This is a genomic window from Endozoicomonas sp. ALD068 (genome assembly GCF_049310145.1).
Classification (GTDB): domain Bacteria; phylum Pseudomonadota; class Gammaproteobacteria; order Pseudomonadales; family Endozoicomonadaceae; genus Endozoicomonas_A.
Map to the genome: position 1 here is coordinate 6,209,658 of NZ_JBLYNU010000004.1, position 15,344 is coordinate 6,225,001.

Here is a 15,344-nt window from a genome sequence, read left to right on the forward strand (position 1 = left end):
TTCGTATTGTCTAAAGGTCAACCCACTAAACAACTTCAATTTATTTCTTCAGATGACAGTTGGGAGATTGGCTGTGGATGGTCGTATTGGTGAGAAAATTGACAACAACCCTGTTTTTGATATTGGCCTGTCTGAGAGTGCTGAAAAGAGTGACATGCCAGCCATTAGAGCAGAGCAGGGTTTACCGTTAAAGATTACAAAGGTCAGCTCTGGTATCACCTCCAAACTCAATAAATCGTCACCTTCGACAACCTTTCCAGACAAAGCAAGAATCGTTTCCGCAACAGATTCCTCGCTCCAAAAGACCCCTTATGCCTTCGATTTTCGTTTTGTCGCCAGTGATGATGAGATTCGACAGCTTTTAGTTGCCCAGACCAGCGATAAAAATCGGGATGTCACCCTTATTTCCCATCCCGATGACCTCTCACAGGCTAATCTGGTGACCCGGTTGAGCATTTCCAGAGAGGGTCGCCACACTCTGCGTTCAGGCAAGCTCTTTGAAAGTTCAAAGCCATTAACCCTGATGATAGATATCCGAAACCTCACCGGTGATGAACTGCCCAAATTTAACGATCTGCTGGACCCTGATAACCCCTGCCTGTACGACAAAGTCAGCCAGAAGAAACGCCCTCTGGGAGAGCATGTTTCTCTATTAGTCGTGGCAGACCCTGCACAGTTGGAATTCGTTGGCCGACGTGAAGATGCGCCCGCAGCCGGCGCTCCGGGCGCTGATTTCTGGCGACGAATTAATCGACCGGGCAATACCTGGCAGTTCGACACTCAGACCGGCAATAACCCATCGATGGAGATCGACAAGGTTCCTCCCTTATTGCCTGAATTCACCAGTGCCAAAAGTGCTATGGAAGACGACAATAGCATTTTAATTGATTGCCACTTGCACAGTCACTGGCGACAGTTACTGCTGGGTGGACCCGGAGTGGACAAACAGGGGCGAATCCAGCACATCCCCGGCAGGCTTGAGTCATTAAGGGCCGATCAACGGGTCATTCTGAAAGGAGCCAACTGGGAAGATCTGGCCTTTGAACAGACGATTCGACAAATGCTGGCGCAGAAGTGCTTTGAGAGCAATGGCAAGATCTGTCCATTACCCGACAATGTTCAGTTTTATCAGATGCCGGTAGGGAATAACGAGCTTCGTTCACTGTTCCAAAGTCTGTACCCTTCACTTGACAAAGAACAAGCATCACGCAACCCCATCATCATCAACCAGAGTAATATTGCCCAATGGCTGAGTCCCATTGCCATTACCCCGGAAGGCTATGCAACCCCTAACACCTGTCTGTTGGAACAGATTCGGGCGGGGGGATCAGTCACCGTAACGTCTCCCCTCACTGAGGCGCTCTGGTTTCGCTTGCTGGGTTCACTGCAGGCGATTCGCGAGACCACCGGCCTGGAGCCCCGACTTCAGGTGACTGATTCAAAACGTCAGCCGAAAGTCCTGGGATTGACAGAAAGCGATGAGGTCTCTCTGTCCTGCCCACAGGAAAAAAACAAAGATCAGATCGCGTTCAGTACCCTCACTTATCAGCAATCTGTCCAGGCCAGTCACTGGATCAATAAGCAGCCGGAATCACCTCTGGTCATTCAGGTCAATGAACAGACCCGCTTCAGCCAGCTATTTGATAATATCCATATCACCTCGGAACAAAAGGCCCATTTTGGACACCGTCAAACTGCGTTGCAGGAGGCATTAACCGCTGGCAAGCCGGTCGTATTCCGGGGGCTGGAGAGTAATCCAACGCTTCAGCAGCTTCTGGAACCCCTGATTGTTGGGCAACCTCTGTTGGTGAATGGCCAGTTGCAAAACTATCCACAAGCTCGTGTGACAATACTCTGGCCTGAACCTGTGAAAAGCCCCTCTTCAATATTTCATGGGAGGGTCGCCATGGGTGAGCCGTGTCCTGAGGTCGATCTCTGGGATATCAATGCCCGCAAGTATGATATCGCCCGGACTGAGCTGCCAGAACAAGCGTTTAAACAGCTTTACAAAGCCTTTAAAACCGTACCTGCCCACCTTTGTAGCCCTCTGCCTGAAATGACCGCAGGTTTGCTGAATAACCTCATAATGGCTGCCCGCCGGGCACAGCAGGTTGACCACTCCCTGCAGCTCCTGCCCCGCCACTGGCGCAAGGCCATCAATAGCGTCATCACCCACGGCACCCGACAGCATCCTTCAGTGCGGGATTTTATGAAAGTAGCTTGTTGGCACTTGTTACCGGATAAGACGCCGAACGAGGATCAAGCCGCCTCGGTAGACCCGGATCAGTTAGCTGCCATCATCAATAGCGCCCAACCTTTGGATAGAAAGTTTGTCAGGCAGAACCTGTGGCCACTGGCCCGAGCCTTTGACCCGGCCGTGTTTAAAGATGCCGAATTACAGCTGTCTTATGAAAGTCCGTTTCCAGAGCGGGGTGAAAAAAAAATTATGGACAGACTCTGTGCCATGATTCTGGCCCACGCGTCTGAAAAACAACGAGATGCTATAGCCTATCAGTTGGCCGTCGATCCGGCGGCAACAAAGCCCTGGCAATCCTTAGCCATTGAGCCAAGAGAACAGATTAAACGTTTGCAAGATGCACTGGCTTGTGGCTGGCGGTTACCTTTGCTGCCGGGGCAGGCCACCCGATCCGATGCCATTCACGCCCTGGCTACCGATTGTTTTCACATTGCCAGAGGAGAATATGTCACAGAAAATTCTGCCGCAGAACGCATTGACCGCATAGAAAATCGACTGTCTGATTCACTGCAATGGCCGGGTTCTGCTGATAGGCCATTGTCAGCAATGGCCCGGGATCTTTATCACGGCGAGATGGGTCAGGAGGATCGTGAAAGCCGTCGATTATCCCGACTCCACGACCGGCTGACAGACTCTCCCGTTATATTCCTTGAGGGGGAAACCGGCACCGGGAAAAGCTACTTTTCAGCGAAGATGGCAAAGGCTTCAGGACAGTCTGCGGTCATTTCTCTTGGACCTTCTGACAGCGAACAGACCCTGATGAAACGCTGGCAGTGGCAACAACACGCCGACGGCGACCGCTCCATGGTGCAGCAAAACCGGGCATTGATGGAATGGGCCAATAGCGAATCTCACAAAGACGGAGAATACATCACCTTGGTGCTGGATGAGGCTAACCTGGCCGAAGCCGGATTGCTGGCGTCATTGAACGGCTTATGGGAACCGCAACCCTGCATCTATGTGAATGGTCATCCTGTTAAGGTCAGCGAAAAACACCGGGTGATTCTCACTGGCAACCCCGATCATTACGCCGGGCGCCAAATGGACCCGACCCTGAAAGAGAAACTGCCCAGGGCTTACTACCCACGTCTGGATCAGGCTTTCCTTCGGGACAGGGTGGTGGAACCGGCTTTGCTCAATCATTTACAGCGGCATCAAATAAACGGTATTGCACATAAGGCCAGCAAGAGTGTGATGGCACTGTGGCAATATTATCAGGAGCTGTTGCCCGAGCATGAGTTTACTCCCAGGGATTTAACCGATATCTGTAGCTGGGTGGGCTGGTATCTGGATCGAGCGTTGTCCGAAGGCGACCGTGTTAGCTGTGAGCAAGTGAACAGTTTAATCCAGCAAAGTTTCCGGGATGTGTTGGGTCCCGAAATCAGCGAAACTCAACAGGATGCCCTTTCAGCACTGGAAATCTGGTTTGCTGCCCGTTACGAACTGGACAACACCCTGCGCGACAAAGTTCATAACCACACCCTGCCAGATATTCAGCGGGACTTCAAAGCATTCACCAAAGAATTCCGACCTGAGTTTGATACCTCCGGATCGGCAGTCATTGATCTGGTGCAACATCTGGGACAGGATTTGAGCCGCTGTCAGCAGGCTTATCATCGCAAGATAAAACACGGCGGCCGTCAGGCAACGCTGATTGAAGGCCCGGCTGGACGGGGTAAGGATGCCACGCTGAACCTGTTGATTGAAAGTGTCAGAAAGCAGGCTAAGCAACGGGGAGAGTCCATGCCGGAAGTTTTTCCCCTGAATGCCTGTGATTGTTCCTGGGACAAAGTGTGTGAAGCGATCCAGAAAGCAAAAGTAGAGGGCGGCATCGTAGTGATTTCGGAAATGAACCTGATCGACAGCCAGCACCTGGAAGGTGAGTTAAACGATATTCTGGCCGGTGACGCTCATCCGGGCTTCCACCTGTTTGCCACCATCAACCCGCCTGAGTACAGCGGTCGAAAACCCTTATCACCGGCGCTGAAAGGACGTTTTCGGCATTTGCCGATCCGCCAGTATAACTCGGTAGAATTGCAGACTATTGCCGGGAAAGTGTTGCCAGACTCCCCAAAAGGGAAATTCGTCGCCAAACAGCTGACTGAAAAACATTGTCGTTTAAGGGCCTGCCTGCAACGGAAAGGCCTGCCGTTACAGCCCACCAGTCGCGATTTACAGAATGTCGCCATGGCTGTCAAAAAAGGAGGCGATTTTAGCGAAAAAGCACTTCATCAATGCCTCAATCAGCACTACCGGCTTTACCTGATGGCCACCAACCTGTCGCTGGAGGAACTGCCCGAATCATCGACTCTTGCCATGGCTAAAGGAGCACTTGATGCCGGACTTTGCAAATGGTTCAACAAAACGCTACCGGACATTGATCGTCCCTGGTTGATACGACCCGGTAACCTCGACAGTATTGATGAAAAAAACCATGAAATTCGTGTTAAGGCTCGTCCGAATAAAGAGGAAGTCAAAGCGGAAATCATCAAGAGGGTGGCTCAGGCCAAGTGGCAGGCATCCGGTCTTTCCCTGAGGCCGGATGAGTCGGACGATGTACTCATCCAGGCACTCTACCGACACTGGCAGCAACGCTGGTTTGCACATAAGTTTTGCGAGACAGGCGTGGATGCTAATAGCGTATTTCCACTGACGGAAGAACAGCAACAAACACTGAAATTACCGGCTTCCCAGCCTTATCTTCAGGAAGCCGATCAGCGGATAGAGGCATGGAACTCCGATGCAGTTCAATTGTGGCCTGCGTTCTGGCATCAGATAAGTAATCTGTCGAGCCAGCAGGTTGACGATCAAAGTAACGAAGCTTTAGCGGTTGGTAATGATAACGCTCCCGAAAAATACCGTCTGAAAGCCCGCTCGAAACTGGCTAAGGTATTAAAACGGAGAAAAGGCCATAAAGGCCCGGTGAGCGGAACATCTCCCATCAGACAGCCTGATCCTCAGGTATTAAAACGGAGAAAAGGCCATAAAGGCCCGGTAAGCGGAACGCCTCCCATCAAAGAGTCTGATCCCCAGGCATTGAAACAGAGAACGAACAATAAAGGTCTGGTGAGCAGAACATCTCCCATCAGACAGCCTGATCCTCAGGCATTGGACCGGAGAACGAACGATAAAGGCCGGGTGAGCAGCACTCCTCCAACCGACCAGTCTTCTCCTGCGGTATTGGACCAGATAACGAACTATGAGAATCTGGGGCTGCGACAAGTTAACGATTATAAAATTTTTAAACCGCATAACCAACCTTCCCATATGTATCGCTCGGCGGTGTGGGATGTCAAAGTGAATGCCTGGGGTGATGTCGAACTGACCTTTCTTGAGGTTAAATACATTGAGGGTGTCGAAACTCTCAGACCGGATCCATTAACAGAGTGCGACCAGGAAGTGACCTTAGCCAGCAATCAAGCGCTGGCAGCCTTTGGAGGACCATTGATGAAGGATCGTCTAATTGTATTGCCCGGCCTGACGTTTAACGACTATATCGTTGCCTTGCGTATATTACCCGGTTTGTCATTTACCCTGGTCAGGGATCGATATACCGGGCTTCACATATTATTGATTCCGCAGGCCGAAGACAGGCAACACTTTAACTTTACTTATGTCGTAGAACACAGAGATCCGGGCAAAAAAACACCTCCTGAAGAAGCCCGGCCAGAACGATTAACAAGCCTTGACGCCCGGTGTTCAGAAGGTATGAAAACCGTACTGAACAAACTGTTTAAGACCATTAAAAAACAACCGACCGAAATACAGGTGCCTTTGCAGAAAATAAAAGACGCCGAAGGCACAGAGCAACGAATTGAGGCGATCACGGAGTATTGCCAACAGTTTTCCGGTAAAACCACACCAGCGGGCCATAAGAATTTCTTTAAATTTCTGGTAACACAACGGCAGGGGAGCTGCCGTCATCGTACGCCTGTTTTTGTTGCTTTCTGTCGTTATTTCGGGATTCCATCCCGGATAGTGAATAGTGATATCCACAGCTTTGCTGAATATTCCGTGGATGAAGGTCAAACCTGGGTGCCTGTGGATCTCGGCGGTGCGCCCGTCGAGCAAACAGAGATCGAGTTTGTCTACCAGACCATCACAAATGTCAGTCATTCCAGCACTGAGTTAAAGAAGCATAAGGCTTTCCTGAAAGATCTCATGAAAGGTGCTGATTTGTCACAACAGCAAACTCTGGCTGAAGTCTGCGATATGAGCCGTGAGGAACTGAACCAGGCCCTTGAGACAGACAGTGCATTGCCAGAAGCTAAGCTAATTATTTCCAACATAATCGGGAACCTTTGGGAGAAAAGAGATTTAATCAGTTTTTCCCTGGCCGTCTCAATCATCGTGTCGCTGGGGAAAGAAGCATCGGGCGATTACAAGAAGCAACTTAAACCGATATCGGAGCCAGTAAAAAAAATATTGTCCGACGGTGATGAAGGGCAGGTCATTGAACAACTCAAACTACTCCATCCAAAAATAATTAATCAGGACGACCTGAGCGCTCACTATTGGTTTTCTTCAATGATAGGAATACTGAAAGACAGTGACCTGACCAGGCCATCGTTTAATCGCTTTGCCCTTGAAGTCCTGAAATCGGGTTGGCTGGATCCAATGCTGACCGATGAGTACTCCATTATATGCGCCCAACATCATGACCTATTGGTCCGTCTGAAAAGCGTCGATGAGCTCAGGGTTGAAGCCACTCATTGCCTGAAAAAATGGTATAAGCAGTTGTTCTTCAGGGAAAAAAATACTCAGTTATGGCAGAAGGCTTATGAAGACTTCCAACGCAGAGAAGGCACCTCGTTCGTCGATCATTACGATGGGTTTTCATCATTCCTTGAATATGAAATTACCAATCGACTCTTAAAGAACGCCTGGACGGACGAACCTGAAGGCATTCCCAATATAGAACGAATGCTAGCGCAGCAGCCCGCTTTTCCGAGGTCAGTCTCTGGCAGGGGGAACCATCGTCCGGTGATTATTCTGGGGAAACCTTCCTGGAAGTACACATCGATTAAAAAAAAGGCCATAGAGCTGTTTTATAATCGATATGCGCAAATGTTGAGACGTAGTGGATTAGAATCAGGAGCTCTGGAGTATTTAGAAAACAAATGCCTGGAGTTGATTAAGCTGGCCTTCAGTCATTATCTGTATCAATTGACACACACAAAAGGCGGCTGCTTAACCTATTGTTGGACCGAAGCTTTCATCGACTGTTGCAAAGAGCCACACTCCTATGGTGCTCATGATCCATCTTCACCAGAAGAACTCTATGCCATGATGTCTGAAATTCAGAGCTCTGAATCTCTTGAGAACTCTCTAAAGGATGACTACTTACGGCAGGTACTCAACGCCGATAACGCACTGGTGCTCAAATCCCGTGAGCTGACAACCATTGCCAAAGAGTTTTTGGACAGCGTGGATTTAGTATGAATTTTTCGAGATCGGTGATTGCCTTCAAGCGTCACGGCTGACCGTCAAAAAGGAACTTTCGTACTATCTAAAGGTCTAATAATTAAACAACTTGAATTCAGCTCTTCAGATAGCAGTTGGGAGATTGACTATGGATGGTCGTATTGGTGAGAAAATAGACAACAACCCTGTTCCTGGTTTTGCCCTGTCTGAGAGCGGTGAAAAGAGCAGCGTGCCAATCAGGAAAGCAGAGCTGGATTCATCGTCAAAGAAAACAAAAACCTGTTCTGTTGTAACTCCCGGACTCAATAAATCCTTTCCTTCGAGGACGTTGCCCGACAGAGCGAGAAGCGTATCCCCAATAGATTCATCACACCAAAAGGTCTCTCATGCCTTCGATTTCCGTTTTGTCGCCAGTGATGATGAAGTTCGTCAGCTTTTAGTTGCCCAGACCGGCGGTGATACTCGGGATGTCACGCTTATTTCCCATCCCGATGACCTCTCACAGGCTAATCTGGTGACCCGGTTAAGCATTTCCGAAGAAGGTCGCCACACTCTGCGTTCAGGCAAGCTCTTTGAAAGTTCAAAGCCACTGACCCTGGTGATGGATATCCGAAAACTCACCAGTGATGAACTGCCCAAATTTAACGATCTGCTGGACCCGGATAACCCCTGCCTGTACGACAAAGTCAGCCAGAAGAAACGCCCTCTGGGAGAGCATGTTTCCCTATTAGTCGTGGCAGACCCTAAACAGCTGGCATCGGCTGGCCAGCATGAAGATGTGCCCGCAGCCGATGCACCGGGGGCTGATTTCTGGCGACGAATTAATCGACCGGGCAATACTTGGCAGTTTGACGCACAGACCGGCAATGACTCATCAATGAGCATCGACGAGGTTCCTCCAGTAGTGCCTGAATTCACGGGTGCCGAAAGTGCTATGAATGATGACAATACCGTTTTAATTGACTGCCACTTGCACAGTCACTGGCGACAGTTACTGCTGGGTGGCCCCGGAGTCGACAAACAGGGGCGAATCCAGCACATCCCCGGCAAGCTTGAATCATTAAGGGCCGGACAGCGGGTGATTCTGAAAGGAGCCAACTGGGAAGATCTGGCCTTTGAACAGACGATTCGACAGATGTTGGCGCAGAAGCGTTTTGAGAGCAATGACAAGACCTGTCCATTACCCGACAATGTTCAGTTTTATCAGATGCCGGTAGGGAATAACGAGCTTCGTTCACTGTTCCAAAGTCTGTACCCTTCACTTGACAAAGAACAAGCATCACGCAACCCTATCATCATCAACCAGAGTAATATTGCCCAATGGCTGAGTCCCATTGCCATTACCCCGGAAGGCTATGCAACCCCTAACACCTGTCTGTTGGAACAGATTCGGGCAGGGGGATCAGTCACCGTAACGTCTCCCCTCACTGAGGCACTCTGGTTTCGCTTGCTGGGTTCACTGCAGGCGATTCGTAAGACCACCGGCCTGGAGCCCCGACTTCAGGTGGCTGATTCAAAACATCAGCCGAAAGTCCTGGGGTTGACAGAAAACGATGAGGTCTCTCTGTCCTGCCCACAGGAAAAAAACAAAGATCAGATCGCGTTCAGCACCCTCACTTATCAGCAATCTGCCCAGGCCAGTTATTGGATCAATAAGCAGCCGGATTCACCTCTGGTCATTCAGGTCAATGAACAGACCCGCTTCAGCCAGCTATTTGATAATATCCATATCACCTCGGAACAAAAGGCTCATTTTGGACATCGCAAGACTGCGTTGCAGGAGGCATTAACCGCTGGCAAGCCGGTCGTATTCAGGGGGTTGGAGAGTAATCCAACGCTTCAGCAGCTTCTGGAACCCCTGATTGTTGGGCAACCTCTGTTGGTGAATGGCCAGTTGCAGGCCTATCCACAAGCTCATATCAAATTACTCTGGCCTGAGTCGACGGAAAGCTCATCTTCGATATTTCATTCGACGGTCGCCACAGGTAAGCCCTGTCCTGAGGTCGATCTCTGGGATATCAATGCCCGCAAGTATGATATCGCCCGTACTGAGCTGCCAGAGCATGCGCTTAAACAGCTTTACAAAGCCTTTAAAACTGTACCTGCCCATCTTTGCAGCCCTCTGCCTGAAATGACCGCAGGTTTGCTGAATAACCTGATAATGGCTGCCCGCCGGGCACAGCAGGTTGACCACTCCCTGCAGCTCCTGCCCCGCCACTGGCGCAAGGCCATCAATAGCGTCATCACCCATGGCACCCGACAGCATCCTTCAGTGCGGGATTTTATGAAAGTAGCCTGTTGGCACCTGTTACCGGATAAGACGCCGGACCAGGATCAAGCCGCCTCGGTAGACCCGGATCGGTTAAACGCCATCATCAACAGTGCCCTGCCATTGAATAGAGTGTTTGTGGAACAGAACCTGTGGCCACTGGCCCGAGCCTTTGACCCGGCAGTCTTTAAAGGTATCGAATTACAACTGTCCTATAAAAGTCCATTTCCAGAGCAAGGTGAAAAAGACGTTATGGACAGGCTCTGTGCCATGATCCTGGCCCATGCGCCTGAAAAACAACGGGATGCTATAGCCTATCAGCTGGCAGTCGATCCGGCGGCAACAAAGCCTTGGCAATCCTTAGCTATCGAGCCAGCCAGACAGATTAAACGCTTACAAGATGCACTGGCTTGTGGCTGGCAGTTACCTTTGCACTCAGGGCAAACCCGATCCGATGCCATCCACGGCCTGGCCAGCGATTGTTTTCATAGGGCCAGAACAGCGGGTTCTGAGACAGAAGGCATTGAACGTATAAAAAATCAGCTGTCTGAATCACTGAAATGGCAGGGTTCCGCTGATGAGCCCCTGTCTGCACTGGCCAGGGATCTTTATCATGGCGAGATGAGTCAGGAAGATCGTGAAAGCCGTCGTTTATCCCGGCTCCACGACCGGCTTATGGACTCTCCCGTTATCTTCCTGCAGGGAGAAACCGGCACCGGGAAAAGTTATTTTTCAGCGAAGATGGCCAGGGCTTCGGGACAAGCTTCAGTCATTTCCCTTGGACCTTCCGACAGCGAACAGACCCTGATGAAACGCTGGCAGTGGCATTACCACGCCGATGGCGACCGCTCTATGGCGGAACAAAACCGGGCGCTGATGGAATGGGCCAATACCAAATCCGACAAAGACGGAGAATACGTAACCCTGGTTCTGGATGAGGCTAACCTGGCCGAAGCCGGATTGCTGGCATCACTGAACGGCTTATGGGAACCGCAACCCTGCATCTATGTGAATGGTCATCCTGTCAGGGTCAGCGAAAAACACCGGGTGATTCTCACTGGCAACCCCGATCATTACGCCGGGCGCCAAATGGCCCCGGCCCTGAAAGAGAAACTGCCCAGGGCTTACTACCCACGTCTGGATCAGGCTTTCCTTCGAGACAGAGTAGTGGAACCCGCTTTGCTCAATCAGTTACAACGGCATCAAATAAACGACATTGCACACAGTGCCAGCAAGAGTGTGATGGCACTCTGGCAATATTATCAGGAGCTGTTGCCCGAGCATGAGTTTACCCCCAGGGATTTAACAGACATTTGCAGTTGGGTGGGTTGGTATCTTGATTGTGCTCAGCCAGCAGTTGGCAGTGTTACTCCTGAGCAAATCAACAGTTTGATCCAGCAAAGTTTTCGGGATGTGTTGGGTCCCGAAATCAGCGAGACTCAACAGGATGCACTTGCGGCACTGGAAATCTGGTTTGCTGCCCACTACCACCCGGACAACACCCTGCGCGACAAAGTTCATAACCACACCCTGCCAGATATACAGCGGGACTTCGAAGCATTCACCAAAGAATTCCGACCTGAGTTTGATACCTCCGGATCGGCAGTCATTGAGCTGGTGCAACGGCTGGGACAGGATTTAAGCCGCTGTCAGCAGGCTTATCATCGCGATATAAAACACGGCGGTCGTCAGGCAACGCTGATTGAAGGCCCGGCCGGACGGGGTAAAGATGCCACGCTGAACCTGTTGATTGAAAGTGTCAGAAAGCAGGCTAAGCAACGGGGAAAAACCATGCCAGAGGTCTTTCCCCTGAATGCCTGTGATTGTTCCTGGGAGCAACTGTGTGAAGTGATCCAGAAAGCAAAAGTAAAGGGCGGCATCGTAGTGATTTCGGAAATGAACCTGATCGACAGCCAGCATCTGGAAGGTGAGTTAAATGATATTCTGGCCGGAGACGCTCATCCGGGCTTCCACCTGTTTGCCACCATTAACCCGCCTGAGTACAGCGGGCGAAAACCCTTATCACCGGCGCTGAAAGGACGTTTTCGACATTTGCCGATCCGCCAGTATAACTCGGCAGAATTGCAGACCATTGCCGGGAAAGTGTTGCCAGACTCCCCAAAAGGGAAATCCGTCGCCAAACAGCTGACTGAAAAACATTGTCGTTTAAGAGCCTGCCTGCAACGGAAAGACCTGCCGTTACAGCCCACCAGTCGCGATTTACAGGATGTCGCCATGGCTGTCAAAACAGGAGGCGATTTTAGCGAAAAAGCCCTTCATCAATGCTTCAATCAGCACTACCGGCTTTACCTGATGGCCGCCAACCTGTCCCTGGAGGAACTGCCCGAATCATCGACTCTTGCCATGGCTAAAGGAGCACTTGATTCCCGACTTTGTAAATGGTTCAACAAAACGGTACCGAACATTGATCGTCCCTGGTTGATAAGAGCCGGTGACCTCGACAGTATTGATGAAAAAAACCATGAAATTCGTGTTAAGGCTCGTCCGAATAAAGCGGACGTCAAAGCGGAAATCATCAAAAGGATGGCTCAGGCCAGATGGCAGGCATCCGGTCTTTCCCTGAAGCCGGATGAGTCGGACGATTTGCTCATCCAGGCACTGTATCGGCACTGGCAGCAACGCTGGTTTGCGCATAAGTTTTGCGAGATGAGCATGGACGCTAATAGCGTATTTCCACTGACGGAAGAACAGCAACAAACCCTGAAATTAACGGCTTCCCAGCCTTATCTTCAAGAGGCGGATCGGCGGATAGAAGCATGGAACTCCGATGCAGTTCAATTGTGGCCTGCGTTCTGGCATCAGATAAGTAATCTACTGAGCCATCAGGTTAACGATCATAGTAACGAAGCTTTAGCGGTTGGTAATGATAACGCTCCTGAAAAATACCGTCCGAAAATCCGCTCGAAGCTGGCTAAGGCATTGAAATGGAGAAAAAGCCATATAGGCCCGGTCAGCAAAACGCCTTCCAGCAATCGGACTGATCGTCAGGCATTGGGCCAGAAAACGAACAATAAAGGCCCGGTGAGTAGTAATCTTCCTATCAACCAGTTTTATTCCGAGGTATTGGACCGGGGAACGAACTATGAAAATCTGGAGCTGCAACAAGTTAATGATTTTAAAATTTTTAAGACGGATCACCATCCTTCCTCTATGTATCGCTGTGAGACGCGGGATATTAATGTGACTGCCTGGGGTGACGTCGAACTGAGCAATCTGGAGACTGAATGCATTGGGGGGGTTGAAACCCTCATACCGGACCCGTTACCAGAGCATGAACAGCAAGTGACCTTAGCCAGCAATCAAACGCTGGCAAACTGTTCAATGACATTGTTGGATGGTCGTCTAAATCGATTGCCCAGCCTGACGTTTAATGACTATATCGTTGCCCTGCGTATAACACCCGCTTTGCCATTTATACTGGTCAGGGATCGATATACCGGGCTTCACACAGTCTTTATTCCGAAGGCCAAAGACAATCAGGTTTTTACATATACTTATGTCGTAGAACACAGAAAACCGAACAGAAAAACACCTCCTGAAGAAGCCCGGCCACAACGATTAACACAGCTTGACGCCCAGTGTTCAAAAGGTATGAAAACCGTACTGGACAAGCTGTTCAAGACCATTGAAAAACAACCGACCGAAATACAGGTGCCTTTGCAGAAAATAAAAGACGCCAAAGGCACAGAGCAACGAATTGAGGCAATCACGGACTATTGCCGACAGTTTTCCGGTAAAGCCAAACCAAAGAGCCATAACAATTTCTTTAAATTTCTGGTAACACGACGTCAGGGGAGCTGCGCTCATCGTACGCCTGTTTTTGTTGCTTTCTGTCGTTATTTCGGGATTCCATCCCGGATAGTGAATAGCAAAATCCACAGCTTTGCTGAATATTCTGTGGATGAAGGCCAAACCTGGGTGTCAGTGGATCTGGGCGGGGCGCCTGTCTCGTCAACAGACATCCAATCTTATTTTCAGCCCACCATAAATGCCAGTCATTCCAGCACTGAGTTAAAGAAGCATAAGGCTTTCCTGAAAGATCTCATGAAAGGTGCTGATTGGTCACAACAGCAAACTCTGGCTGAAGCCTGTGGTATGAGCCTTGAGGAACTGAAAAATGCCCTTGAGACAGACAGTGCATTGCCAGAAGCCAAGCTAATTATTTCCAACATAATCGGGAACCTTTGGGAGAAAGGAGATTTAATCAGTTTTTCCCTGGCCGTCTCAATCATCGTGTCGCAGGGGAAAGAAGCATCGGGCGATTACAAGAAGCAACTTGAACCGATAATGGAGGCAGTGGTAAAAATATTGTCCGACGGTGATGAAGGGCAGGTCATTGAACAACTCAAGTTACTCCATTCAAAAATAATTAATCAGGATGACCTGAGCGCTCACCATTGGTGTTGTTCAATGGTAGAAATACTGGAAGACAGTGACCTGACCAAGCCATCGGTTATTCGCTTTGCCCTTGAAGTCCTGAAATCGGGTTGGGTGGATCCAGTACTGAACGATGAGGAATATATAGAAGAAGCCGATGAACATCATACGCTATTGGTGCGTCTGGAAAGCGTTGATGAGCTCAGGGTTGAAGCCACTCATTGCCTGAAAAAGTGGTATACGCAGTTGTTCAGGGAAAAAAATAGTCAGTTATGGCAGGAGGCCTATGAAAGATTCCAACAGAGAGAAGGTGATACCTCGTTCGTCAGTCATTGTTATGACGGTTTTTCATCATCCCTTGAGTATGAAATTACCAATCAATTATTACAGAACGCGTGGACAGACGAGCCTGAGGGCATTCCCAATATAGAACGAATGCTGGCGCAGCAGCCTGCTTTTCCGAGGTTAATCTCGGGCAGTGGCAACCACCGTCGGTTGATTATCCTGGGAGCACCTGATTGGGAGTACACATGGATTGACATAAAGGCCGAACTCCTGTTTCAAGCTAAATATGGTGACATTTTGAAACCTGAACAGCAGATAGATGTGGAGGATTTAGAAAACAAATGCACGCAGGCGATTCAGCTGGCCTTCTGTCATTATCTGTATAAATTGACACACACAAAAGGCGGCTGCTTAACCTATTGTTGGAGCGATGCTTCCATCCAATGTTGCGGCGAGCTTCACTCCTATGGTGCTCATGACCCATCTTCACCAGAAGAACTGTATGCCATGATGTCTGAAATTAAGGACTCTGAATTGTCTGTGGACCCAAAGGAAGACTACCTACGGCAGGCACTGAACGCCGGTAACGCACTGGTGCTCAGTGCCGGTGAGCTGACAAAGATTGCCGAAGAGTTTTTGAAAAGCGTGGATTTGGTTTCACTTTCTTACGCGTTGTGAACCTGATAGTAATCTGGTCATGATGAGTTTTTC

At 49.7% G+C, this 15,344-nt stretch carries 2 protein-coding genes; both read left to right on the forward strand.

Going from position 1 to position 15,344, the window contains the following annotated elements:
• The first annotated feature begins 73 nt into the window (after positions 1 to 73).
• On the forward strand, positions 74 to 7,699 hold the full coding sequence (locus tag ACO6V5_RS23020) for an AAA family ATPase (RefSeq protein WP_422413337.1): 7,626 nt from the start codon (positions 74 to 76) through the stop codon (positions 7,697 to 7,699).
• 130 nt (positions 7,700 to 7,829) lie between these two features.
• Positions 7,830 to 15,311, forward strand: coding sequence for an AAA family ATPase (locus ACO6V5_RS23025; RefSeq protein WP_422442445.1), 7,482 nt, complete (start codon positions 7,830 to 7,832; stop codon positions 15,309 to 15,311).
• Positions 15,312 to 15,344: the final 33 nt, after the last annotated feature.